This is a genomic window from Xanthobacter pseudotagetidis, from assembly GCF_043194795.2.
Lineage (GTDB): Bacteria > Pseudomonadota > Alphaproteobacteria > Rhizobiales > Xanthobacteraceae > Xanthobacter > Xanthobacter tagetidis_A.
In genome coordinates, this window is record NZ_CM195534.1 from 245,809 (window position 1) to 269,225 (window position 23,417).

The 23,417-nt window shown below is 64.8% G+C and carries 29 protein-coding genes; 9 read left to right on the forward strand and 20 right to left on the reverse strand.

Features of this window, described 5'->3' with window-relative positions; all coding sequences use genetic code 11:
* Positions 1–136: 136 nt before the first annotated feature.
* The gene (locus V5F67_RS01170; protein ID WP_394020627.1) at positions 137–2,449 is read right to left on the reverse strand and encodes a hypothetical protein; all 2,313 of its coding nucleotides are present in this window, start codon (positions 2,447–2,449) and stop codon (positions 137–139) included.
* A 669-nt stretch (positions 2,450–3,118) separates the two neighbouring features.
* On the opposite strand from V5F67_RS01170, the gene V5F67_RS01175 reads away from it, so the two are divergent.
* Together V5F67_RS01175 and V5F67_RS01180 are read left to right on the forward strand one after the other, a co-directional pair.
* A complete protein-coding gene (locus V5F67_RS01175) occupies positions 3,119–3,304 on the forward strand; it encodes a hypothetical protein (protein ID WP_394020625.1) in 186 nt (61 codons plus the stop codon).
* Positions 3,291–3,965 carry a Fic family protein gene (locus tag V5F67_RS01180; protein WP_394020623.1) on the forward strand — a complete coding sequence of 225 codons (675 nt, stop codon included), beginning with the start codon at positions 3,291–3,293 and terminating at the stop codon, positions 3,963–3,965. The genes V5F67_RS01175 and V5F67_RS01180 overlap by 14 nt, the downstream gene beginning before the upstream one ends.
* Before the next feature lie 10 nt (positions 3,966–3,975).
* On the opposite strand, the gene V5F67_RS01185 is transcribed toward V5F67_RS01180, so the two are convergent.
* The 4 genes from V5F67_RS01185 to V5F67_RS01200 are packed head-to-tail and all read right to left on the reverse strand — an operon-like array spanning position 3,976 to position 6,357.
* Positions 3,976–4,500, reverse strand: coding sequence for a hypothetical protein (locus tag V5F67_RS01185; RefSeq protein ID WP_394020622.1), 525 nt, complete (start codon positions 4,498–4,500; stop codon positions 3,976–3,978).
* Between the two features lie 11 nt (positions 4,501–4,511).
* Positions 4,512–4,970 (reverse strand): hypothetical protein, encoded by a 459-nt coding sequence (locus tag V5F67_RS01190; RefSeq protein WP_394020620.1) that lies wholly within the window; start codon positions 4,968–4,970, stop codon positions 4,512–4,514.
* On the reverse strand, positions 4,963–5,709 hold the full coding sequence (locus tag V5F67_RS01195; RefSeq protein WP_394020618.1) for a hypothetical protein: 747 nt from the start codon (positions 5,707–5,709) through the stop codon (positions 4,963–4,965). Before V5F67_RS01195 ends, V5F67_RS01190 begins: the two co-directional genes overlap by 8 nt.
* A 54-nt stretch (positions 5,710–5,763) precedes the next feature.
* The gene (locus V5F67_RS01200) at positions 5,764–6,357 is read right to left on the reverse strand and encodes a hypothetical protein (RefSeq protein ID WP_394020616.1); all 594 of its coding nucleotides are present in this window, start codon (positions 6,355–6,357) and stop codon (positions 5,764–5,766) included.
* Positions 6,358–6,447: 90 nt separating this feature from the next.
* On the opposite strand from V5F67_RS01200, the gene V5F67_RS01205 reads away from it, so the two are divergent.
* The 5 genes from V5F67_RS01205 (at position 6,448) to V5F67_RS01225 (ending at position 8,730) form a co-directional block, all read left to right on the forward strand.
* A complete protein-coding gene (locus V5F67_RS01205) occupies positions 6,448–6,678 on the forward strand; it encodes a helix-turn-helix domain-containing protein (protein WP_394020614.1) in 231 nt (76 codons plus the stop codon).
* A 60-nt stretch (positions 6,679–6,738) separates the two neighbouring features.
* A complete protein-coding gene (locus tag V5F67_RS01210) occupies positions 6,739–6,918 on the forward strand; it encodes a hypothetical protein (protein WP_394020612.1) in 180 nt (59 codons plus the stop codon).
* A 133-nt stretch (positions 6,919–7,051) separates the two neighbouring features.
* Positions 7,052–7,336, forward strand: coding sequence for a GNAT family N-acetyltransferase (locus V5F67_RS01215; RefSeq protein ID WP_394020731.1), 285 nt, complete (start codon positions 7,052–7,054; stop codon positions 7,334–7,336).
* A 350-nt stretch (positions 7,337–7,686) separates the two neighbouring features.
* Positions 7,687–8,043: a Rha family transcriptional regulator gene (locus tag V5F67_RS01220; protein ID WP_394020610.1), complete on the forward strand. Its 357-nt coding sequence runs from the start codon at positions 7,687–7,689 to the stop codon at positions 8,041–8,043.
* A gap of 84 nt (positions 8,044–8,127) precedes the next feature.
* Positions 8,128–8,730, forward strand: a complete 603-nt coding sequence (locus V5F67_RS01225) for a sce7726 family protein (protein ID WP_394020608.1) — start codon at positions 8,128–8,130, stop codon at positions 8,728–8,730.
* On the opposite strand, the gene V5F67_RS01230 is transcribed toward V5F67_RS01225, so the two are convergent.
* Positions 8,663–9,745, reverse strand: coding sequence for a beta family protein (locus tag V5F67_RS01230; RefSeq protein WP_509210597.1), 1,083 nt, complete (start codon positions 9,743–9,745; stop codon positions 8,663–8,665). The two genes, V5F67_RS01225 and V5F67_RS01230, sit on opposite strands and share 68 nt — an antisense overlap.
* A gap of 225 nt (positions 9,746–9,970) precedes the next feature.
* Between V5F67_RS01230 and V5F67_RS01235 the strand changes: the two genes are divergently transcribed.
* Both V5F67_RS01235 and V5F67_RS01240 read left to right on the forward strand, forming a co-directional pair.
* On the forward strand, positions 9,971–10,519 hold the full coding sequence (locus V5F67_RS01235) for a hypothetical protein (RefSeq protein WP_394020604.1): 549 nt from the start codon (positions 9,971–9,973) through the stop codon (positions 10,517–10,519).
* Positions 10,520–10,557: 38 nt separating this feature from the next.
* The gene (locus tag V5F67_RS01240) at positions 10,558–10,854 is read left to right on the forward strand and encodes a hypothetical protein (RefSeq protein WP_394020602.1); all 297 of its coding nucleotides are present in this window, start codon (positions 10,558–10,560) and stop codon (positions 10,852–10,854) included.
* Positions 10,855–10,923: 69 nt separating this feature from the next.
* Here the strand turns inward: V5F67_RS01240 and V5F67_RS01245 are convergent, their stop codons facing one another.
* The 14 genes from V5F67_RS01245 to V5F67_RS01310 all read right to left on the reverse strand — a co-directional run bounded on the left by V5F67_RS01245 (position 10,924) and on the right by V5F67_RS01310 (position 23,298).
* Positions 10,924–11,046 (reverse strand): hypothetical protein, encoded by a 123-nt coding sequence (locus V5F67_RS01245; RefSeq protein ID WP_394020601.1) that lies wholly within the window; start codon positions 11,044–11,046, stop codon positions 10,924–10,926.
* A gap of 46 nt (positions 11,047–11,092) precedes the next feature.
* Positions 11,093–11,431: a hypothetical protein gene (locus V5F67_RS01250; protein WP_394020599.1), complete on the reverse strand. Its 339-nt coding sequence runs from the start codon at positions 11,429–11,431 to the stop codon at positions 11,093–11,095.
* Between the two features lie 12 nt (positions 11,432–11,443).
* The gene (locus V5F67_RS01255) at positions 11,444–14,476 is read right to left on the reverse strand and encodes a hypothetical protein (RefSeq protein WP_394020597.1); all 3,033 of its coding nucleotides are present in this window, start codon (positions 14,474–14,476) and stop codon (positions 11,444–11,446) included.
* A gap of 2 nt (positions 14,477–14,478) precedes the next feature.
* Positions 14,479–15,663, reverse strand: a complete 1,185-nt coding sequence (locus V5F67_RS01260) for a hypothetical protein (RefSeq protein WP_394020595.1) — start codon at positions 15,661–15,663, stop codon at positions 14,479–14,481.
* Entirely contained in the window at positions 15,663–16,256 is a 594-nt protein-coding gene (locus tag V5F67_RS01265) for a hypothetical protein (protein WP_509210598.1), read from the reverse strand. Before V5F67_RS01265 ends, V5F67_RS01260 begins: the two co-directional genes overlap by 1 nt.
* 63 nt (positions 16,257–16,319) lie before the next feature.
* On the reverse strand, positions 16,320–16,505 hold the full coding sequence (locus V5F67_RS01270) for a hypothetical protein (RefSeq protein WP_394020591.1): 186 nt from the start codon (positions 16,503–16,505) through the stop codon (positions 16,320–16,322).
* A gap of 135 nt (positions 16,506–16,640) precedes the next feature.
* The gene (locus V5F67_RS01275; protein ID WP_394020589.1) at positions 16,641–17,063 is read right to left on the reverse strand and encodes a hypothetical protein; all 423 of its coding nucleotides are present in this window, start codon (positions 17,061–17,063) and stop codon (positions 16,641–16,643) included.
* 324 nt (positions 17,064–17,387) lie between these two features.
* Positions 17,388–19,511: an AAA family ATPase gene (locus tag V5F67_RS01280; RefSeq protein ID WP_394020587.1), complete on the reverse strand. Its 2,124-nt coding sequence runs from the start codon at positions 19,509–19,511 to the stop codon at positions 17,388–17,390.
* The gene (locus V5F67_RS01285) at positions 19,508–19,897 is read right to left on the reverse strand and encodes a hypothetical protein (protein ID WP_394020585.1); all 390 of its coding nucleotides are present in this window, start codon (positions 19,895–19,897) and stop codon (positions 19,508–19,510) included. The genes V5F67_RS01280 and V5F67_RS01285 overlap by 4 nt, the downstream gene beginning before the upstream one ends.
* Complete coding sequence (locus tag V5F67_RS01290; protein ID WP_394020583.1) at positions 19,894–20,307, reverse strand: hypothetical protein; 414 nt, start codon at positions 20,305–20,307, stop codon at positions 19,894–19,896. Before V5F67_RS01290 ends, V5F67_RS01285 begins: the two co-directional genes overlap by 4 nt.
* Positions 20,304–20,591, reverse strand: a complete 288-nt coding sequence (locus V5F67_RS01295; protein WP_394020581.1) for a winged helix domain-containing protein — start codon at positions 20,589–20,591, stop codon at positions 20,304–20,306. The genes V5F67_RS01290 and V5F67_RS01295 overlap by 4 nt, the downstream gene beginning before the upstream one ends.
* A 271-nt stretch (positions 20,592–20,862) precedes the next feature.
* Positions 20,863–21,096, reverse strand: coding sequence for a helix-turn-helix domain-containing protein (locus V5F67_RS01300; protein ID WP_394020579.1), 234 nt, complete (start codon positions 21,094–21,096; stop codon positions 20,863–20,865).
* A gap of 145 nt (positions 21,097–21,241) precedes the next feature.
* Positions 21,242–21,973: a hypothetical protein gene (locus V5F67_RS01305; RefSeq protein ID WP_394020577.1), complete on the reverse strand. Its 732-nt coding sequence runs from the start codon at positions 21,971–21,973 to the stop codon at positions 21,242–21,244.
* A gap of 113 nt (positions 21,974–22,086) precedes the next feature.
* Positions 22,087–23,298, reverse strand: a complete 1,212-nt coding sequence (locus tag V5F67_RS01310; protein ID WP_394020575.1) for a tyrosine-type recombinase/integrase — start codon at positions 23,296–23,298, stop codon at positions 22,087–22,089.
* Positions 23,299–23,417: the final 119 nt, after the last annotated feature.

Consider the following 23,417-nt stretch of genomic DNA (forward strand, 5'->3'; position numbering starts at 1 on the left):
GAAATTTAATACGAAATCTCGGATGCGAGAGTTCGTGCCCCAGCATCTGCCCTAGCGCGTGAGTTAGATCGCGGTGGTCCGTGGTGGACATAACGGGGAATTGCCGGGATCACGCGGGATTTCGCGGGACGGCGGCTCAGGCCGCCTCCCACACCCTGTTTAGAATCTGCGCTGCGAGCGCTGCCTTGTCCTGGGGGAGGAAGCGCCCGTAATGGTTGGCCACCATCTCGGGGGTGTCCTGGATCGCGTAGCTCGCCTGTTCGTAGGAGCCTGTGACCTTCAGAATGTGGGTGGCCAGCACGTCGCGCACGTTGTGCGGGCCATGCGGCAGAAGGCCCTTGATCGCGCCTCGGTTGGTGTAGGGGTTGAATACGCCATAGCGTTGGATTGTCAGGCGCCAGGCCTCATAAAATGTGTTCTGGCAATACGCTGGATCGAGCGTCTTCGCCTTCACCGTTTTCACAAAGAAGGTCTTTGGATCTGTGGCCCCGCGAAGCAGCACGCGCCGGTGTTTGTCGAGATACACGTCGATATAGTGGTAGAGTTCGCCGAGGTCCGGCAGCACCAAGCGAAAGGGCTTCGATCCGAAATAGGAAGAGGTCGCGTTCTTGAAGGCGCACGCCGGAATGAAGACCTCCCAACCCTGATCTCGTTCGCTCCACCGCAGTTCGCCGCGCTTGGTATCCTCTAGCTGGCGTTCGGTAGACGGCACCTGGCCTCGTGGACAGACCAGAAGCTGCCGTAGGTTCTTCTGCCGCAGCCCAAGATGCAGGCCGAATCGAAGCATCAGAAAGGATCGGACCGCCTCGGCCGCGGCAGTGGGATAGCGGCGCGGGTCGGGCATCAGCCGGAGTATCTCCTGAGGGATTTTCAGGTACTCCCGCAGCGGGCTCTCTGCCTCCAGGATCACGAGGATGGGTTCAAAGGGATCGCGGTGCACGCGCGCGACGCGCTCGATCTCCCGCACGCGAACTCGCGCATGCTTGTGGAAGATGTCGCAGGCGCCCGGCCAGTCGGCCCGGACGTTGGCGATATCTCCTTCAGTGATGAGGTTGGGAATCGGTTTCAACCGATCCCCAAGGCTCGGGGTTTGGCGAAGCCAGCCGGTATCCTTCCGCGTCATCGCAAGGGCGACGGCAAGCATGTCTGTTTCCCACTTGGTGAAGAAGCCGCGGCGACGCTCGCGCCATTGCACGTACCAGTCCCAGACGATGGGAAAGACGAGAAGGCCGAACGTCAGGTTCGCCAGTGGTACGCCGAAGCCTCGCACGGCGCCGCTCGGCGCTGCCGCCAGCGCGCCGAACATGAGCCCGAAATGCTCCACCTTTTGCGACGCTGTCTCCTCGCCCCAAACCCCGTTGCGTTGGAACCCAAACGTGGTCAGCGTGGCGGTCTTGAACCGGATAAGGTCGGCCATCTCGGCCGAGAGGTGAGCAGGGGCATCCGTGACCATGCCGACAAGGTCCGGATCATGCTCCTGGGTAAGCAACTGATCGTCTGCCACAGGCTTGGCCCGCCGTCTTCTCTTCGACTGGAATTCGGGGAAGCGGATGGCGTAGGGCTGCTTCATGGCGGCTGCCTGGAACTGCCGATACTCGGTCGCGCCGCTAATAACGACCCGTTGCACCCAGTCTAGGATCTCCTCTCTCTCTCGTAGCGGGCGGCGGTCGAAATCATGCGGCAGGTGCCAGGCGAGGCGCCGCCGTTCTGCTGGCCCGATACCGGGCAGCTTCTTCGCAGAAGGTGAGCGGTCCGTCATAGGCAATTTCGACCGGAAGTAGCCGGTTGGGAGGCAGTATCGGCGGTCGAGAAGATCCAGCGCGGCAAGGCTGGAAGCTGTTCGTGGCACTTTCAGCCCGCGGAGCCATTGGCGGATGGTCGTCATCAGGACGGAATGCCCGCTTGCAGCGAACACCTTTTCCAAGTGGCAGGAAGAATCGGCATGCCGTTCCATGTGCAGGCGGAGGGCATCGGCGAAGGTTTCCGGTTCGATCCAGTGTTCCGACGTTGCGGACGGAAACTCGACGACCGGCTTGGCTCGTTGACCGGTACGCCGGCCCCGCTTCCCAGGCGTGGGGTCTTCTGTTTCCGGATCCTGAGGCGATCTGGAGTGCTCGTTGGGCCGGGGCGTGTCGGATTTGGCGGACCTTCCTCGAGCAGGCTGCCCGCCCCGGTTTCGGGACGCTATTTCGCGGGCGAGCGCATCGACCACAGGAGCGAGCCCCGGCCCAGCTTGAAGCATTGCCTCTTCGGGAATCCCGCATTCTGATGCAATTTCAAGCCAGTCCGGCGCACCGCGCCGCTCTGGAGGAGCTCGACGCTCCGCGAGCAGGAGAAGCAGATAGGATCGGAAAGCGGCCATCTCGCGGGGCGGCAGCAAGGTGGTGCCCCTGACTTGGCAGAACCGCACCAGCATGCGGGCGAACTTCGTCTTCGGTCTGCCGGTCATGATCGGTTTCGCTCCGGAGCCCGCTCTGAATGTCGGCGGGGTGGGCGCTATCTCATGATTCATGACGCTGGCTAAAGAGCCCTCAAGTGGTATTATTTAGCCGAGCCACCCGGTGCGGGTGGTCCGCCCATCGGTTGCGCGTCCGTGCGCGTGGGAATGAACTTCATGCGTTGGTGCCCCTCTTTTCCGTGAGCCCGGCTTCCGGTAAGGCGTCCGGACGAGGGAACAGGATCATGAGCCACGTTAAAAAAGGGCAGTTGAGCGCGTCCGGCGAATGGCGAAAGCACCTTCGCCCATGGCTCAAGCGCGCCTTCTGGAAGAGGCATCGGTCCGTGGAGATTGCGGCTGCGTTGCATGAAGCTGGAACCGGCCGGCGAGGCCCGGCCCACCGCACCCGACTGGTCAGGGAAGAGGCTTGGTAGCCGCTAGCCTGAGCTTACGTGCGTAGATCGGTGTGATGCGTTGTGGCACCGCCGCGATAGCGGGCCTTGAGCTCGGCACTCGTGGGCCGCCCTGTGATGGGCGTTGCCCTCGAGAGCCGATGTTGCCGAAATGCCAAATTGGCAATCTTCCGGAAAGGCGCCATATACCATTCTCTTTGACCGTGGTTCCGAATCTAGGAGGCAGGCGCAACTGCCCCAGAGAACCGGCACCCAGCGGGAGGCCGATATGACGAACGAACTCAAGAAGCTAATTGAAGCGGCCAAGCGCGTCGAACCCACTGCGGAACATCGTGAGCAGCAGCGCCGCAGTTTCGCTTACGGCAACACCGCGTTCGAGAATGACCGCATCACGCGTAAAATGGTTGACGAGCAAGCAGACAAGCTCGCGAGCCAAGCGCGTGACAAACGCTGACGCTCCCGCGCAACGTCATAGCAAGGCCAGCGAGGCCGAGCTTATCGCCGATCCGCAACAGAAAGCAGAGGCGGAGGCCCTCAACGGCCTTCGTCAGTTTGATGCAGGCCGCGCGATTATCCGCGAAGCGCTGGAGCGAAGCTCGTTCAAACTTCGCATATCTCATCTCCTTGGGCTTCAACGCGAAGCCCTGGTGGGTATCAGCAGTTACGCTGGAAATTTCAGGCCAGCCGGCGTCGCTATCGAAGGGAGTAAACACACCCCGCCCGGAGCTCATATAGTCCCCGAAATGGTCGAGGGGATGTGCGACTATGTGAATGATCACTGGGCAGAGGCGACCGCTATACATCTTGCTGCTTACGTGATGTGGCGGCTTAACTGGATTCATCCCTTTGCGGACGGGAACGGCCGCACATCCCGCACAGCCTCCTATGTTGTTCTGTGTGTCAAGCTTGGGTCCGACCTTCCGGGGCTTCCCACGATTCCACAGCAAATTGTGGACAATAGAATCCCATACTTCGACGCGCTCGACGCTGCCGATGCAGCCTGGCGCGAAGGCAAGCTCGACCTTTCCAGAATGGAAGAGCTCCTCTCTGGGATGCTAGCAAAGCAGTTGCATGGAGCATATGCCCAGGCGGGGGGCATAATGCCGGAAAGCTGAGGCATCTCGCTCAGCCTCGGGCGTTCGGAACCCACACCCCCACAATGCGCCCCACCAGCTTCTCGGCCGCGTGCTCGGTGGTGTAGGGGCCTTCGCTGGTGCCGACACGGCCCGAGCGAAGCGCCGCGGCATAGTCAGCGGGATCCTCAGGCGGAATCCAATGGCAGGCCGACCAGCAGGGCGCCAGTTCGTAGCCCTCCTCATAGGGTAACGAAGGCGAGCGCCACCCGTGGCCTGGGCGAAAATAGTACGTTCGACTGCGCATCTGGCAGATGGCGAAGATCAGGCCGCACTCGGTGTACCGGCTAGCGTAGGAGATCAGGAACAGCTCGCCCTGCGCCGGCTGGCGGTCGGAGAGGTCCACCACGGCGAACTCGCCGCGGCGCAGGTGCGGATGGAAGGCATCGTCTTCTACCAGGAAGGTCATGTGGCCTGGCGGGATCGTCGGGAACATCATCAGGGCGCGCAGCTCGGGCTGATGCTCGAACGGGACGGCCGGAAGCTGCGGCTTGGGAGCGAGGGAACGCTTAGCCATGGGCGCCCCCGTCATTGTGCGTGCATGCGCGTGCGCGCGAGTTCGCCACCGGAGATGAAGGCGCCGAGGCTCGCGCAAATGGCCTCCAGTTCGTCGAACTCGGGATGGGGGCCGCCGCCGTAGCCGTCCCAGTCCGTCAGCATGGCCAGGAAGGCGAGCGCACCCTCGCGCGTCGTCGGCGCCGTATTGATGAGGCTCCACCACGCGTCGGCATCCGCGGCGCTCGCCACGTCGCGCGCCGCTTCAGCCGCCTCCATCTGGGGGTAGTCGTCGGGGAACTTCTCCTCCGCCCAGTCACGATGGCGCAGCGCCTCGTTGAAGGCGCCCCGCTTCTGGCGGAACGTCTCGATAGCAGCGAACACCGGGTCGGGGACGCTGGCGAGCGCCACCGCCGATGCGGTGATGCCGGCGGAGAGGGTCGCCACGCCCGCGAGAACGTGGCGTCGGGTCAGGCGGTTGCGCTCAGACATTGGCGCCTCCCGCGTTCAGGATGGCGAGGGCGTCGAGAAGGGAGCTCGCAATGAGGCGCTCGCTCGTGTTCGAGCTCTCTTCCTCGGCCAGCTCCCGGAGGGTGTCGGTGTGCACCTCCTCCGGGTAGCACCATTCGAGGGCGCGCATCTTCACCATGACGCCCGCGGCGGTCTTCGCGGGCGTGCCGATGATGTCGGAGCAGAGTTCGCTGATCTCGTCCGTGACGCGCTCGAATTCGGCGTTCACAGCCTCCGCACCGGTGGTGCGCCGCGCCTCTTCGCCTCCGGCGTGCCAGGCATCCAGTGCGGCGAGCAGTGCGGCCGCGCGCGGGCGCGTCACCATGTTGGGCGTATTGCAGGCCCGATCGAGCGTCCGCAGGTGATCCCGCAGCCGGAAGTCCACCCACAGCCGGCCCTTGTCCTCGTACATGAGGTGGGCCCCGCCGCGCTCATAGGCGAACAGCTCCGGCGCAGGCGCCGGCCGGATGCGCTCGGCAATGACCGCCAGCCGCTTTTCCTCGGCGACCAACTCGTTTTCCCGCGTCCAGAGCGCGTCGAGCCGGCGCCCCATAGCCAGAAGCGCGGCGTCGTGGTGCTCGCCGGCTTGGGCCTTCGGCAGGATCGCGACAGGCACCGCGAGCGCGGCGACGGTGCCCAGGGCGCCGGCTGCCTTCAGGACGGCGCGGCGGGTGGTGGCAGGCAAGGGGGCGGCGTTTGCCGCCGCGGTGGGCTTCGGCATCGGTCTTCTCCAGGTGGTGAGAGGTCGCGGCGGCCCGGAGGTCGCCGCTGGGGATCAGGCGATCTGGGACAGGCGAAGGGCCTCGTCCGCGGCGCGGACTTTGGCGAGGATCGCCGGCACGCCGCCCCACGGTATGAAGGTGGAGCGCACGCGCTCGGCGAGGGTGTCGTCGGTGGTGGTGAAGGAGAGGGCGCTGGTCGGGCCGGTGAGCCGCCCGAACTCGACGCCGTTGCGCTTCAGGACGAAGCCGGCGCCATCGCGCTTTGCAGTGTAGGTGGCGGCGAGGCCGGCCGCGGCCTTCTCGGCGACAACGATGGCTTCCAGGTTGGCGACGCGCATCAGGTCGGAGCTGCGGTGCTTGGCGGCGCTCCAGTTGGCCGGCGCCCCGGCGCGGCTGTAGCGGGCCATGCGCGCTCGGGCCGAGGCCAAGGCCAGTTCAGCCTGACGGATCACCACCGCGCGGTGCGCACCGCGCGGAACGCTCACGAAGCGCTGGAGCACATCCCACGGCGTGACCGGGGCGTTGCGGGCTTCGTTCCACGCCTGCCGGAGGCAGGAAGCGAAGGCCGGGCGGCTGAACGACGCCATGCTCTGGCGGAAGAGCGACCAGGCGCGGCGCATGATGTGGGAGAGGTTGAAGGGGCACATAGTGTTGCCTCCGTCACGTTTCATTTGTACCATGTACAAATAATGGGGCCGCATTGGTGCGGTGTCAACTCTTATTTGGACATTGTACCAATGAAGGCCGTTCAGATCAGGATGGGGCGTGCAGCGCTGGGTTGGGGAGTGCGCGAACTCGCCGACAAAGCCGGTGTGACGGCCAACACCATCTCGCGGATCGAAGGAGGCGCCGACTCGAAGGCAAGTACGCTCGACGCTATTCGCGCTGCCTTCGAAGGAGCCGGCCTGACTTTCCTAGCGGACGGCGAACTGAGGGATGGCGGCCCCGGCGTCCGGCTGCGGAAGTAGGCGCCATCTGGAAGCAGATCGGCTATAGAGCGGATTCCTCTCGCCAGCCGGAGACCGCCAATGGGCCGCCGCCCCGCTCGCTTCACGCAGGCCGAATTGGCGCGCATCTTTGCCGCCGCAAAGCAGGTAGGCATGGCCGTGCGCGTCGATCTCGTGGCGGGCGTGGCGGAAGTCGTGCCGGCCGAGGATCTGCCGCCCCGGCGCCCCCCTGTTGAGCCCAGGCCCATGCCGGTGCTGTGACCGGCGAACCAGCCCGCCCCTCCGATGCCCCCCCACCGCACCTGAAGGCGAACGCGCTGGCGGAGGCCATTGCGCGGATGGTGGCTCGCGAAGATCATGCGCACGAAATGGCGGACAAGGAGAAGCGGCGGTGATGCATGACGTGCGGCACGAGGAAGGGCCCGGCGGCGGTCGCTACTTCATCGAGCTCGAGGGTGGGGCCGTTGCGGAGATGGCGTACCGCCGAGGCGCCGACGGTCGCATAATCATCACGCACACCGGCGTGCCGCCCGCCTTCGAAGGCCAGGGCATCGCGGCTCGGCTCGTGGATGCCGCCGTGGCGGCGGCACGTGCCGAGGGATGGAAGATCACCCCCCTGTGCTCGTACGTGGCGGCGCGTTTCCGGCGCCATCCGGAATGGAACGATCTGCTGGCTTAGGAGGATCGCGCATGTCGAGCAAACCACAGTTCGCTCCCGCCTCGGCTCTGGTGGAGCGCTACGGCTTCACGACGAGGCGCTGGAGTTCCGCCTCGCCGCCGCCGGCAAGGTGCCCGGCGCCTTCCAGCCCTTCGGCGCCCACGGCCGCTGGGTCTTCGATCTGGACGTGGTGGCGCGCTGGTGGGATGCTCAGCGCAAGCAGGTGACCGAATGGCCAACGCCTTCGCCAAGTGCACGGCCCCATCGGACGGGGCCACAGTCCCTGAAATTCAAAGTGTCAAAGAGACACGATCTGCAAGCCGCACTGAAGTCCGTTTTGCAGGACAAGAAAGGCTGATGCGCCGCTGACCATGTCGAGCCGGGAAATCGCCGAGCTGACGGGCAAGCTCCACCACAACGTGATGCGTGACATCCGCAACATGCTGGAAGAGCTGAACAATCCCGCTGGCCTCAATTTTGAGGGCAGCTATCGTGACAGCACGGGCCGCGCACTCCCCTGCTACCACCTCCCCAAGCGGGAGACCTTGATTCTCGTGTCCGGCTACAGCATCACGCTTCGCGCCAGGATCGTCGACCGCTGGCAGGAGCTGGAGGCGCGCCTCGCATCGGCGCAGGGTGCCGGCCGTAGCAAAACCGAAAAGCCACGGCCAACAAGCGATGAGACCGGACAGCTTCGAACTCCGCCGTCAACAAGGCGGGCGACGTGAGGTTGTGGCGCACTTTAGTTAAGCCATATGCTAATATCTTTATGTCTATGATGGCGGCCGCTGGTCCCGCCGGCGAGGAACGAGATGCGTGATCGGGATGTACGGAAGAGTGTTTGGCGTTGGCTGGAGTTTGCCCATGCGGGCGATCCGGACACGCTGATGCTTGATGAGCTTGGCATCCTCAATGGCGCGACCCGCATCGACATCGCCGTCATCAACGGCAAGATGGAAGGGTTCGAGCTGAAGAGTGAGCGCGACACGCTCGAAAGGCTTCCGACGCAGCGTGACCTGTACAACAAAGTCTTCGACTTAATTAGTATCGTTGTGGCTGAAAATCACCGAGAAGCGGCTCAAGACATCGTCCCGGAATGGTGGGGCCTCGCCATCGCGAGCAGCGCCCCAGGGGGCGTTCAGGTCACCTATGAGAGGCAGCCTGAAGCCAACCCGGCGCTGGATGCCGCAACCGTCGCATCGCTGCTATGGCGTGACGAAGCAGTGTCTATCTTGGAGCGATATGGCGCCGCGCGCGGAGTGCGGAGCAAGCCCCGCGAAGCTCTATACGATCGGCTCGCTATGACGTTGGACCTCGACACCGTGCGAGCTGAGGTCCGGTCTGCGCTCAAGGCGAGGGCAGGATGGAGAGTTGACCGACGATTTCAGCAATGTGGTGATTTGCTCCTATCGTGATCCACGTTTCCAAATTGCCCTGATTTTCCGCCCGTTGATGTATTCGCATAATCTTTGCATCTCCAAAAGAAAATGTGGCGCCTCGATATTGAGGCATATTCACGATAGTATCGGCGTGACCGTAGAACTGCGTAAATCCTTGACTTCCTCGCGTTCGCGTTCCTTGCCCCCTCAGTAGTATCCAAGTATCCTCGAATGTATACCTGACACTCGCGGTTGGGTTCATTGTTCGCGGATCTAGCCCCTCCTCAACGGGCAAGGGGTGTATCGTTGCGTAGTCGCCATAGGTGACAACGCGACCAGACACCGAGCGGTTCGCGAGCCAAACGCTCCACTCATGCCGCTCGACTATGTGAGTGCCAACTGCAAAACCCGCAAGATTTTCCGGGAACGATCCCGAGACGAGGGTCAGAGAGGACCAATCGGAAGCGAATGGCACCGCTGCCAGCGCTCCTCGGGCAGTAATGATGGATCGCCCTGTACTGGAGATATAGCCCAAGTCTACTACGAAACCGCAGACAGCTGGAACTATACGACACGCGCTAAGCATAGCGGCGAGCGTGTCGGTGACGTCGATTTCAGCAAGGTCGTCGGGCGTCAGCCGAAAGACGGGGCCCACACCATAATCGGCGCAGACAGATGCGACGGCAGCCAGGTAATCGTCGTCGCTGGTCAATCTCAGGACGGGGCGTGCGACTGCGGAGGGTGTCACTGAATAAATTTGCTCAAAAAAGCGGCGGACGGGATGAATACCTCCAGAGCATCTGGCATCCGGATCGATGTCGCCAAGATCGACCGCAGCTTCGTACCCAGTCCATGCGGAATTCAGCCTATCGGCATCTTGACCAATGCGTTGATCGAATGCCCCGTCGGTGTCCCCGCCTGGGGGTGGATTGAAAGCATGGGGCATGATGTTGAGAAGAGGCTTAGTTGCGTCCTTGTGTCCGGCGACTAGATTGGTGAGGGCAGTCTGCTCGCCCCTCTTCCACCGCAGCAGAGGCCTGTACATCACCATCTCCAATTGTGTGTCGAATCGGTTGTGCAATCAATGCGATTGTTGTGAAGCTGCGCCGTAAGGTCAATGCGTCCGCCTGTGGATTGCGGGGGTTGTCCGTCGGCGCTCTATGGCCAAGCCATCCATTGACGCTGCCGCCGCTCGGCCAGATCTTTCTCCGAACTGAGAGGGACGACCTGACCCGGGGTTATCTCGCGAAGCGCCGCTAAGTGGGGAGTTTGGTCGATGGACGACTACCCGGACCATCTAGCACCAGATTTCGACGAGGGAGGCGGGGTCGCGACGCCATTCCCTGAATGGTGGGCGAGGGTGGCGACAGCCTTTCCAAATGTCCCTGAGGAGGTCGCTCGCGAATGGCTTCATCGTCATTGGCGCCATTCCCCGTTTGCTTTTCTCAAATCAGCGGAACATCGCTTTGAACTGATAGATTGGGATAGCGCCGACCTTCGCTCGATCCGGTGGAACTTCAACAATTTCGCTGACGAACACGAACCGGCCATCTCTCATGGGCGGTTCCTCATTAGAGAGCATCATCGAAGTTGGCCGACGTATCTGAGCGAGTATCTCATCGCGAATGGAGATTTCCCTTCCCCGCCGATCATCGTCGATAACCGGGATCTTCAGATGGTTGACGATATAGCGCCTGGGTTCTACCCGGCCGCCCATCTCTTGGTCGAGGGCCATCGCCGCTATGCAATGGCTTCATATTTGGCGAGTATAGGAGAAATGCGCCCGACGCTTAAGTTTTGGCTGATGACGCGCATTTTTGAATAAATATTTAAAGGTATCTCGTGCAAAAAATAAGGGTCAAAATGCATCAATATATTTCATATATTTTTGGCATAATAAGTACCATTTGTGCATTTATTGCATCATTCTATTGGTTTAAAGCATCTGCAATTGAGATAGTGCCGCAATGGTCGCGCGACCGGTCTCCAGATCTGACCGCCGAACCGATAGACCGGATTTTGGCCTCTGACGGATGGATTGTTGGAGCCAATCTTGCGCTGCAAGAGGGCGGCCGCTTGAATAAGGCCGCGGCCCTTTGGAGTGGCATCTCGGCCCTTGCGGCCGCGGCATCCATGCTTCTTGGTCAGATCGTAGAGTGAGGAAGGCTTTGGGCGGCCCCTCGTGTCGCCTGTAGGCGGATTCGCACGCAGCTGCTCCTAACCGAAACGTCAACCTTCGCCCACCCCATACGCCGCCACCCACTCCGCTTCGGACATCGGCTCATCGCTGATCGTGTGGACGATGTTCACGTTCTCGCTCTTGTCCACCACGAGGCCGTTCAGCTTCGCCACGTCCATCCAGGCGGCGCGGAGTGCGAACGCCGCCGTTTGCCCCCCCTCAATGCATCTCACCTCCCTCGCCGAATGTCAGATCCAGCGCCGCGGCGAGCTGGCGAATACGGCGGTCGAGCTCTTCGTCTGACAGATCGGCCTCGGTAGCCACCTTCACCTCCTTGGGCAGGAGCGAGGCAATCACGCGAAGGTACTGGTCCGGCTTCTCCTCCCGGACGCGGGCGATGGCGTCCGGCCCATGCTCCGCAAAGTCCGCATAGAGCTGCTCGAGGAACTGCTCGCCCAGCTTGCTACGGGAGCCCCTGGGCCGGCCGCCGAGGGATGCGTGGCCGGTCACAAACTGACCACGCTCGTTGCGGCCCTTGGGCTGCTGCTGATCTGCCATCGCGGCCTCGCTCTACTGGGCCAGTTCGCCGAAAGACCGGCGGCCCGGCGCGTCGGCAGCGGGAGGCAATGGCTTGCTCGCAGTTGGAGCCGGCGCATCCTGCTTTTGCGCTCCACCCAAGCCGGAGGCCACCGCCGCCCGCATGTAGACCCGGGCCAAGCTGATGGCCTGACTCTGTGTCGGCTCACCTCCGACCTTCATCAGCAACGCCCTTGCCCGATCCGGGTTCAACATCGCATCTTTCACGATGTCATCCACACCCCGCAGGCCCGCCTGCCGCATGGCATCGATGACGCGGCCGAAATGAGCGCCAAGGCCGGCGCCGGCGGCAGAGCCGACCCATCCGCCGGCGCTGCCGGCCGCGGCGCCGGCGCTTGCCAGCGCGCCGGGCGACAGGATCCGCGCGAGCCAGCTCGGGGCGTCTCCCCTCTTGCCGACGCCCAGGGCGTCCTGAACGGTGTTGGACCGTCCGGGCAGCTTCACCGCGGCAATCGAGCGGTTCGACCGCTTTAGGTCCGCGGCGATGGCGTGCAGCGTCATGATCTCGGCAGATGACAGGATGGGCTTCAGCGCCGGCGCGGACTGCCGCAGGAACTGCTGGAAGGCGTCGGAGCGCATCATGTCCACATTGGACGTGGCGCCCTCCATGTTGCCGACGAAGCGCAGGTTGATGTAGTCCGCGACCGCCTTGCGCAGCCCTTCGCGCGCTTGCGGGTTGCCGGCCGTCTCACGGGCCAGTCGCACCATCTGCTGCACCTGGTCCTGTCGGCTGAAGATGCCGCCGATGGTGCGGGTCACGTCGGCCGGGTCGTCCAGATTGAGCAAGCGGGCGACGGCGCCCTTCTGGAAGTCGTCCAGCGCAGCCTTGCGATCGGCCGCGGCGCGCGCCAGCAGCTCCGACGCCTGCACAGGGTCGGCAAGGGCGCGATCCACCTCCGGCATTGCCCGGAGCGCGTCGGCGTGCTTCTTGCGCCACGCCAGCGCTTTTGCGGGGTCGAGCGTGCCGTCGGCGCGCATCGCCTCGCGGCGCAGGGTGCTGATCGCATATTCGCGCACCTGGCCAGTGGCGTTCGGCGCGGCGTTGCGCAGCGCCTGCATCGCCTCGAAGCCGCGCGGGCCGGGCACGAAGAATCGCTGCGGCACGACGGAATTTTCGACCTGAAACGGCCCCTGGGCGCCCGAGCGCCGGATGACGGCGCCCACACGGCCCTCATCGAAGGTGCGGGCGCGCTGCTTCGTCGCCTCCGATGCGACCTTCAGTCGGCCGGCGGCTCCGTCGTCGAAGTTGGGGGCGAGGTCGTCGGGGAAGAGGCCAGGGCTTTGTACGCCTTGATCTCGCGGAGCGAAACCAGATCCCCGTTGCGCCGAGCCTGATCCTCCAGATCCCGGACGCACAAAGGACGGTCGTGAGGCGCCAGTTTTTCCAGCGCTCGCCGCAACGCTTCCCCCGGCTTCAAGCTCAGTTCGTCCGGACTGCCAGGCATCGACCTGCCGCTGCATGTTCTGGAGCAGCCATGCGACCGTGTCTTCCTCACGCATCGCGCCGGCCTGCACCGCCCGCTCTTCCATCGCAGCTTTGGCGGCTACCGCGTTCTCGATGTCACGCTCGATGGCGCCGCGAAGCTGCGACAGGCGAGCATAGACGGGCGTCTGCCCGTTGGTCGATAGCTCTTCGCGAAGCGCCGCCGAAACCCGCGTGCGCAGCGCCGTCAACTCCCGGAAGGGCACGACGTCTGGATATTTGAGGGCGGTCACTATGGCCGCGCGCTCTTCGCCCTCCAGAGGCTTCGCCGACTTCGGCAGCTCGCGCACGATGGCCCGCGCCGCCTGCCGCGTGCCCGTGCCATGAAGGTTCAGGCTGTCGCCGGGATCCACCGCCCGCCACAGGGCCCGCTCGCGCTCCTTCACGACCTCCCGTGCATCCATGACCTGCTGCCGGATGCCGGCGCCGTAGCTCTCGGGTGCGCCTTCACCGCCCAGCCGCGCCGCGGCATCCCGCGCGCGCCCGGTCGCGCCTTCGACCGCCTGGCCGGTGGCCGCGTCCAGCGCTTCGAGGTTCTGCCGCAGCGCCTGCACCACCATCTCGGGCGCGCCCTGGGGCTGGATGTCTTGGAGAGCGCCCACGCGGGCCGTGTTCTGCTCGGCGCGCCGCTGCATGAACTCGGCGGGGAAGCGGCTGTCCGTGGCCCGCTCCAGCGCGCCAAGGCCCATGTCGCCCGTCGCCTGGAAGGTGGTGGGCTTCGATCCGGGCACGAGTTCGCTCGGCCGCTCCAGAGCGTCGCGGACGGCATAGGGGTCGCTCGCCCATTCCTGAATGCGGCTGCCAGCCGCGCGCTCCTGCGCCGCCGGATCGGCAAGCCGGAAGTCGCGCCACGCCTGCGGCAGGCCGGCAGCACCGCGCCCGGCTGCTACCGCTCCGACGCCGAGCGCCCCGCCCGCCATGCCGCCGGCAGCCTCGGCGAGGGGTTTCCAGGGCTCCGGGACGACCTGTCCCGCCATCTGGCCGCCAATCCCCGCCGCGGCGCCCACGCCCGCATTCACCGCGGCATCACCGGCCGAGGCCGAGCGGCCGAACACCTGGCCGAGCGTGTTCCACGCGCCCTCGCCGATCACACCGGCGCGGCCGAGCGTGCCCAGTGCCGCTTCCGGGGCGATCATGCCGCCCGCGCCCGTGCCGGCCGCGCGCGCCAGCTTCTCTTCGGTGTTGGTGGCCTGCACCTTCGCCGGATCGTTCACCCCCACCGCCTCGCCGGTGCGTGCCAGCCACCGGCTGGAGCCGGGGAGGTCGGCCCGCGCCTGGGGCAGCTCGGCAACGGTGGCAGCGTTGATGCCCTGCACCGCCTTGTTCGTGATCCAGGTGGCAGCATCCACAGGCGCGCCGAGCGTCGAATAGATGGCGTCGTTCGCACCGGCCGTGAGATTGTTCCATAGGCCGGAGGGAGCGGGCTGTGCCATGGGCCGTTTGCTGGGGATCAGGTCATCAAAGGGCCCGACGCTGGCCTGTGCCGGCCGCGACGGAATCAGGTCGTCGAAGAGACCCTGCATTTTCAAAGCCCTTCCGGGTTAATGCCCATCTGCCGAAGGCGCTGGATCACTGCCTCGCGGGGCGCGCCGTTGCGGATTGCGTCGCGGGCCTGTCCAAGGGGGTCGGAAGCTGCTCCCTTGGGTGTGGATTGCAACTGAGGCTGCATGCCGCCCGGCCCATACTGCTGCGTCCCGCCCGGAGCACTCTGCCCACCTCCAGGGACCAGGGCCGCCTGTGACTTGAGCTTGGCGAGACCATCGGTAATGGCTCCGCGGAAGTCCTGAAGGGCTGCGTTGAAATCCGCCAAACTCTGGGCAGTGTTCAGCCGGGCATAGGCGGCTTCAGCTCGCTTGCTCTCGTAGTCGGTGATTGCTCCGCCTCCCTTGAGCTGCTGGCGGGCCTGGAGGAACGCTCCACCGCTGAGCTGATCGATGCGAGATTGCACGCGCTGGGCATCGGCGGAGACGTTCGGGAGACGCGAGGCGACGGGCCCCAGCATGTCCGGCAGCTTCGGATCGTTCGCCAGGTCGTCGATGTGCTGGCCGATCTGCCCGGAAAGGCCCTCAGCGATAGGAATCTGCGCCTGAGCCTGCCCGGCTGCCTTCCCGATTTCCTGCTGCTGGGCCTTCTCGGCCACGTTCTTCGGGATCATCCGCACGGGCTGCCGGGTGACGGGATCCGTGAACACGAAATGGGTGCCGGTGTCGCTGACGATCGGCTTGCCCGAGAGGGTGACGCCAGGCGGCAACTGAGCGGCGCGCATGATGCCATCGGAACCGAGCTGGAGAGCGACAGGATTGTTGTCCTTGTCCACCCCATACACCGGGCTCATTCCGTATTTCGGCTGCTCGCCGGTGCCGGCCTTTGAGCGCGCAATGTCGATCTCCTGGCGCTTGAAGCCGTCGCCGATCTCATCGCGCTTCTTGCGATAATCGCGGTCGCTCTCCGCCATCGCCAGGGTTGCGAAGGAGCGCGCACCTTCAAGGTCGCCGGCTGCCGCCAGCCGGCGCGACACGTCGCCATAGGTCGCTCCGGCGCCCAGGTCGGCGAGTGAGGACTGGCGCGCCGCCGAAAGCTGGCGCTCCTGCTTGTCCTGCCACCCCTTCTGGAAGTTGTCCGGCGCCTTGCGGATCGCATCCGTGATGGCGTCGCCGCCGCGCTGGAGATCGCGAAGCGTGAAGTTTGTGGCTGGGCTGAACGTGACCATCACATCCCCGCAAAGAGCTTGGTGCCGAGGTCGATGTCGGTGCCGATGAGCGAGCCGAGGCCGCTATTGTTGGCCTTCTCCTTCTCGGCATTGGCGTTGCCGACGCCCTTGCCGAACTCCCACGCGAGGGACGCAGCGCTGTTCCCCTTCGCGAAATTCAGGTCGCCGAGCCCCTGGAGCGTCCCCGCCCGGCTCGCCGCCACATTGCTCGCGAGGCCGTTGTAACCCTGGAGGCCAGCAAGCCAGTTGTTGTATTCCTGCGCCGAAAGACCCTGAGCGGCCTTCATGAAATCCAGAGACGTGTTGCCGCTGTCCAGCCGCCCCGCCGCCGCGCCCGCGCGGCCGAGAGCCTGCAGCGTCTGGTCCATGTTCCACTGATAGCCGGGCCCGGCCGTGAAGGCGTCCTGTGCCGCCTGACTGCCGGCGGCCCCGTTCAGGCCCATGGCGTTCGCATACATGTCGACGCCTTGGCCATAGGTCGCCTTCAGCGGGTCGCTCTCGGTCAGGGCCTTGTCGTATTGCGTCGTCGCGCCGGCCAGGCCCTTGTTCAGGGCCTTCGCCGCGCCGGTGTAGCCCATCGTCAGGCCCTTCACCTGCGCCTCGGTCGCGCGCTTCGCGTTCTGGTTCCCGAACAAGGAATCAAAGGTTCCCATGGCTCAGCGCTCCTGCGTCTTCGGCGGCTTGATGGCCGGCGGCGTCACGCCGGCGCGGGCGATGCGCTCGAGGATGGCGCGGCGCGCGAATTCGGCCTGGGTGATGCTCTCGCGGTTCGCAGCCTCGGTGATCGCTGCGTTGAAGCCCTGCGGCCCGCGGATGTTCATGATCTCGATGTAGCTCGCCATCGGTAAATCTCCTGCCGATCCAGAATGCCACGAAATATGTGCGGTTACGACGATGCAACAGATGAAATATTCTGATGTATTGTGCGGCCGTTCAGTCTACCGAAGACTATGGAAGTCGAACGGTGGGAAATTCTATCAATTTATGTGAGGTCTCCGCTCCATTTCCAATTCGTGAGCCCTGTCGTCCTCGACGAAGCGCTTCCAATGCGCCGCCTCGTGCTGGCTTTCCGCGCAAAGCTTCAGCAGGTCGCTGTTCCGCTGCACGAGGTCGTCCACAAGCCAGCTCAGGGCTTCCGCCTGCCGCTGCGTCTGCTCCCGCTCGGCATTGAGGCGGTCCACCGTCTGGTGCAGGGCATCCACTTGGGCTCCGAGGTCCAGCGTCGTTGCCCGGAAGGTCTCCGTCAGCGCGGCCCGGTCCTTCAGGCGCTGGCGCGCTCGGCGCCGACGCTCGGCCCGGCCGGTGCTGGGTGTCCCATGGCGGGCACCGGCCCAGTCCGCCGCAGCACGCAGCAGGCGGGCGATGAGCGAGGGCTGTCGGGTACCGGGGTTCGTCGTCATCAGGAACTTGATCCTTTGCGGGGGCCAAAAGCTACTGGCCCAAATTGGACATCATCGAAAAGCTGCCGGCTCTGGGGGGCCGTCGTCCTGCATTGCAGGATGACCCCTTCGTGGATGCAGCAGCGCGCCACCAGCTCGCTTGGCGAAGGGAGGCGGGCGAGGTCGGAATATCGACCGCGGTTTGCTCCACTCCTGTCTTCGCGGGGAGAGCGCTCCACTCCAGTTGCTCCACTCCATAAAGGAACTGGAGTGGAGCAACTTTCGAAGCGCTCTTTTGCTCCAGCTGCTCCAGTCTGCTCCAGTTCAATTTCGCGACTGGAGCAGTCATGGTTGCCACCCTGATCCGACGATGACGAATTCGCGCATTCGGCGCGTTTCATCCAGGCGCAATTCCCGATCCAGGGCCTTGCTGGCGAACCACATGGCCAGCGCGCGCTTCACCTTCTCCTTGGCGGCCTTGTCGGAGAGGTCGACGCCCAGCACCTGGGCAACGAGGTGTCCGATCCAGCTTCCGGCCCTCACGTCCACGCGGAAGTTCGGGTTCGCCTTCACGGCTGCGACCACCTTCTCGATATGCTCGGCCCGAACGTCCTGAAGCGCGTCCGGTATCTCCCAGGCCGTGACGACGCCCACATGGTCCTCGGTGGAGATGAGGCCATAATCCTCGCCGTTGCCCAGGCCGACGGACGCGAGCCTGCGCCAGACGGCACGCTCCATGGGCGGCGCCATGTTTGCCTTGCCGTTGTCCACTCGGAAGTGCACCCGGCGGTGCTCGGGCTCGATGCCGGCCCGGTCCGCCTCGTCCTGCGACATGACATTGAGAACCCGGGCCGAGCGCACTGCCCCGATGAGCGATGAGCCGCCGCGGGCATCCTCAACGGTGTAGGTATGGTCGCCGAGCGCTTTGCGGACATGGTGCACCAGCTCGACTGCGCAGTTGCACCGCTCGGCGACGCCGGCCCATTCCTTTGCCACCCGGTCGATCGCGCCGTTGTCGTTCTCGCCGACGCTGTGGGACGACACGAACGGATCGACGATGAACAGGCCGATGGCGTTCTCGCGGATGGTGGCCTCCACGTCCTCGATCACAGGGCGCGCCACCGTAACGGCGTCTCGCACCCTCTCGGCGATGACGATGGGCACCTCGCGGCCGGTGTCGATGAACAGCCGGCCGTCGATTTCATCGGGGACGATCTGATAGTGCAGGCACGCGGCGGCAAGGCGCCGGTCCAATTCTTCGCGCGGATCCTCGCCGTTCCAGTACCAGACGTTCGTGCGCTCCTGCACGGGGACGTCCAGCAGCGGGCGCCCGGTGCAGATGGCGAGGCCCTCGGCGATGATCAGCGAGGACTTGCCGACGCCACCGGGCGCCACAGTGCCGGTCACGAACCGGCGCACATAGTGCTTGTCGTAGATCCACCGCCTGGGCGGGATGCTCTTCGGGTCAACCCACTGCCAGGGCGTGGCGATGATGCGTCGGCGTCCCGTTGCGGCCTGCGGCCCGGGTGCCGGGCCATCGGTGCCAGTCCCGCGCATCTCGTGGCGCTGCTCCTGCCGATCCGGGACTTCGCGCGGCTTCAGCCGGCCGGCGGCCAGCCCGCTCTCAATGGTGGCGAGCACCGGCCGTTCGCCGTCGTCCGCCACGAGGCCGCAGGAAGCCGCCGCCTGAAGGAGCGAGCCCCGCACCGTGTCTTCGTCCACCAGCCCGGCGCCCACGAGTTGCCCCAGGCTGAAGGCGGCGGCGTTGAGCCGGTTGTTGCGCTCGCCGCGACCGCTTTGCGCCAGCGCCCAGCATTCGCCGGCAATGGCGCTCTGCACGTACCGGTCCTGCGGCGGCAAGCGTGAAGCGCGGAAATCCACGACGTTCGGCGCCTGCCGGGCCTCGGGTGCCGGTTCCTCCAGCAGTTCGTAGAGCCAGGGGTCGGCCTCGGCGAAGTGGAAGAAGTCAAAGGGCTCTTCCATCTCGTAGGCTCGGCCGTCCATAAGGCGCGAGCCCGCGGCGATGATATAGCCGCCTTCGCCGCGCACATTGATGCCATGGATGCCGCGGGCCCTGAGCCCTCGTTCCGAGTTCGTCACCGGCCGGTCGTCATGCCACCGGAACACGAGGTGCTTGCCGCCGCTCGGCGTGAGGTGGGTGTGGGTGCGGACGGGCGAATGCAGCCGGGCGATGTTCTCCCAGGCCGTCAGCCCGTCCGCGTCGCCGGGCTCCTTCGCCACGTCCGGATCGATGGCCCAAAGGCCGTTGCTCCGCCCCATGGGCAGGCCGATCAGGGCATCAGGCCATTGCGACCACCATGCGCGAATCTGGTCCTCTTCCCGGCTCGCGCCCTTGAAGCCGTGCTCGATGAGCGGACGTTTGGAAATGCCGCGCTCCGGCGAGGGATTGCAGGGGAAGACCGCGAGGCCGCGCGCGGCATAGTCCAGAGCGTGCTCTAGCGGCGTCATCCGGCGCCTCCATCCCCGAAGGCTGCCGCGGTTTGCCGATGCAGCTCCTGCATGCTCCGGCTGTTCCGCAGCACCCATTCGAACGTCTGCCTCGCCTGTTCCTCCGTGAGGCTGTCGGCCCGGGCCGCGGCGGCGGCGGGAAGGATGACGAAGGCACGCATGCGCGCCCCATCAAAGGCGCGGATGGCAGCGAACAGGCGCCAGCTCGGCGGCACCGGCGGCATCTCGCCCATGAGGCGGGCAATCTCCACCTCGTGTTCCGAGGCGAGCCGAATGCGATGCCAGCGGTGAGGAAAGCGGGCGAAGAACCGCTCGTCCGCGTCGGTCGTCGCCTCGTTCTTGAGGGTCAGGCGCTCCACGCGCCGCTCCAGGACGCGCGGGTTCATGCCGCGCCTCCTTGGCTGTCCGCAGGCCGGCGCGCGGCCGCGATGGCGAACTCGAGCGAGTCGGCCTCGCCGAGGTGGCGCGTCTGCTTCTTCATCGCCGCGAGCAAGGACAGTCGGTATTCCTTGTCGGCCCAGGGCGGCGCGTACCCGCGCTCGATCGCCCCTTCGATGAAGCCCGCGGCCATGAAGTGCGGGGCGATGGTGACGATGCCGTCGGCCGTCGCGACGGTGTAGAGCACCACCTGGCTGCGCAACCCGCGCATGATCGTCCGCCGAAGATCGGTCGGAAGGCCGAGGCATTCGTGCAGGTCGTCCACCCCGTGCCAGGGGAAATCAGGCCCTTCGACCGGCGGGCGGAAGAGGCGCAGGCGCTGGCCGTTGACGATGGCCTCGTGAAGGACGGGCGTCATCGGCGCACCTCCTCGATCACCAGCACCGGCGAGCGCGGCACGTAGCGGCCATGGGAGCCACTGTAGGCGCCACCGTGAGCCTCATCGACCGTGTCGATGGCGAGGCCGGCCTTGCGGAGCTTGAAGATGTAGTCGGACCACCGCGGCGCGGGACGCTCGATCGGAGTGCACCCCCGCTCGCCGGCGTGAACGAGTTCGTGCAGCGCCCAGGCCATGCGGCCTTTCACGGTGAGCTGAGGGCCTTCGGCGTCGATTTGGAAGGTGAGGCGGGTCACGTCAACCATGGCTCACCTCCCGCCCCAGGCCCGCGGCCTCGGCATGCGCCAGGGCGACGCCGAACGGCACGCCCAAGTTGGACGCGAGCCGATGGGCCGCGAGGTGAAGGGTGTTCGGAAGGCTGATGGCCGCCGGCTTGACGCTTGAAGTGGGCGGGGCCGTCTTGCCCGCACAGCGGACGCGTGGCATAGAAGAGGGCATGAAATTCTTCCTCGCGGGAGGGATTTCGACGCGACATTCCGCACCCGGCGCTCTGATCCAGCGTCGGGTGTTCGCGTTTCAGGCGGCATTGCGGGCGGGGAGATTGGCGACCCACGCATCGATGGCAGCGCGCGTGATGAGGGTCTTACGGCCGAACTTCTTGGCCGCGATGGCGCCCTTCTTCAGCTCATTGAAGACGGTGGCCTTGGACACGCCCATGATGCGGGCGGCGGTGGCAACGTCGTAGGCCAGGGCTTCGGGCGCGTGATAGGCGCCGGCCGGGGCGGCAACGGCGGTGTCTGCAAGCTGCATTTCTGCTCTCCACTCACATGGGCCGCAGTGGATTTCTGCGGTTGTGAGTGGATGTTGCCGCCTTCGAATGTGCCGAAATAGGCGCGTCAATTTAATTGGCGCGTTGATTATGCTGCGTTGATTGCGCGATAGTATCGCGTTGATTTCATTGCAACGATTTTTTCCGACCCACCTTCGCCCGTCGTGCAAGGCCAGCAGCTTCACGGCCGCCGGGCCAGATCCGAAGTTCGTACGGTCTGCTTCGATGGGAGATCCCGAGAAGCTCGGCTGCTTTCACCTTGGACATGTCCTTATTTTTTTTCAGTAATTCAGCGAGTTTTTTTATGAGACGCCCTTCCTCACCTGAGGTGGGGCTTGCATCTCCTCGGGTGTCGCGGCCGTTATTTTCTGGCACGCACACTTCCCGTAGCAATTTCTCTAGTTTGTCCTCCCGCAGAAGAACCAGTCTGACCCAGTCGTCATCCAGCGTCGCGACACCTCTTTCAAGTATGTCTAGGCCAGCTGCTGTGCTCCAGCCCTCGCTATGGATCCACCCCCACTGGCCCGCCTCGCTGAGGTACTCACCAACAAGCTCGCCCGAAAAGAGCCACTTCTGAAGTTGCTGCTGCGCATAAAGAAAACTCTGCACTCGGGCGTAAACACGAACCACGTCTTCGGGTGCGCATTCTTTGTAACGAAGCCAAAGTTGAGTATCGATAGCGACGGCTGAACTAGTAATGGCTAGACCTGACCAGAATGTATCCTCTCCATCAAGGAAAGTTTCCAGCCTCCATTCATCTGGCTCAATGTACTTGGCAATCTTAAGTGTTGCCTGCTCTAGACCAATATATCCGTCTGGATAGAAGCGTACATTCGTTTTTGCTACAGTCCTATCCATCGCCTACACCTGGCGCGCACCGAGAGGCGCGTGGGGCAGCCGAGGGTGCATCTCGGCGTTCGGCTGGCCGGCCTAGCCCCACGCATCACGAAGCGCCCAGGCGGGCGCGGTTTCTATCTCTTAGCGGCGCGGATCGGCACCACCTGAGCGCCGGCGCCGCCGGCGATGAACTTGGCCCACGCCTCCATCAGCTTCCTGCGCTTCTCCAGCGCGTCGGCGCGGCGATAAGCGCGCTCGGTTGCATCGCCCACGGTGTGCGCCAGAGCCGCCTCGGCAATCTCGCGGGGGAAAGACGTGCATTCGCCCGCCCAATCGCGGAAGGATGATCGGAAGCCGTGCACGGTGATGTCCGGCCGCTTCATGCGCACCTTGAGAAGCATCGCCATCGCCATATTGGAGAGCGGCTTGCCCTTGCGTGAAGCCGGAAACAGGAAGTCGCCCTCGGCGCGAGCCGGTTCGATGACGTCCAGGATTTCAAGGGCGCGGTCGGTCAGCGGTACGCGATGCTCCTTGCCGGCCTTCATCCGATTCGCGGGCACGGTCCACACCTTCGCCTTCCGGTCGATCTCCGCCCAGGTGGCGCCAATCACCTCGCCTGTGCGGGCAGCGGTCAGGATTGCGAATTCCAGTGCAAGCGCCGCGGTCGCTTCTCGTTGGCGCAGTTCGGCAACGAGGGCCGGCACGTCCGAATAGGGCATAGCGGCGTGGTGCCCGCGCTGTAGCTTCTGGCGCTTCGGCAGCAGGGCGTCGAGATGGCCACGCCAGCGCGCCGGGTTCTCACCCGAACGGAGCCCCTTTGCCTTGGCAGCGTCAAGGACGCGCTCTATCCGGCCGCGAAGGCGGGAGGCCGTCTCTTGCTTCGTTTGCCAAAGCGTCTGCAGCACGCCGAGCACGTCCTCGGTGGTCACGCTGTCGATTTGAATAGGCCGGAGCGCCGCCGCATAGACTTCCAGGGTGTGCTGCCACTGCCAGCGGTGCTTTTCGTTGCGAAAGCCGGATTGGATTTTCTGCACCAGGCCGTCGGCAAACTCCCCGAAAGTCGGAATGACGACGCGCTCTGCGCGCCGCACGTCCAGGGGGTTAATGCCTTCGGCGAGCTGTGCGCGGGCCGCGTCCGCCAGTTCACGGGCCCGCGCGAGCGTCACGTCGCGGGCCGAGCCCAGCCCCATCTCGAGCTGCTTCCCGCCCCACCGGTAGAGGAAAATCCACCGGCGCCCGCCATTCGCGGAGATGGACAGATAGAGGTTGCCGCCGTCGGCATGCCGGCCCGGCGTGGTGAGCGTCGCAACCGTGCGCGCAGTCAGCCTCTTCGTCTCGCGTCCCATCTCTGCCCCAGCGCTGCCCTAGCATCTGCCCCAGCAGCAAGCTTAGCTCGCCGTAGTCTACGGTATTCCACCGTAGACAGGAAGAGGCGGAGAACGCTGATTTAAAAGGTATTTTTTGG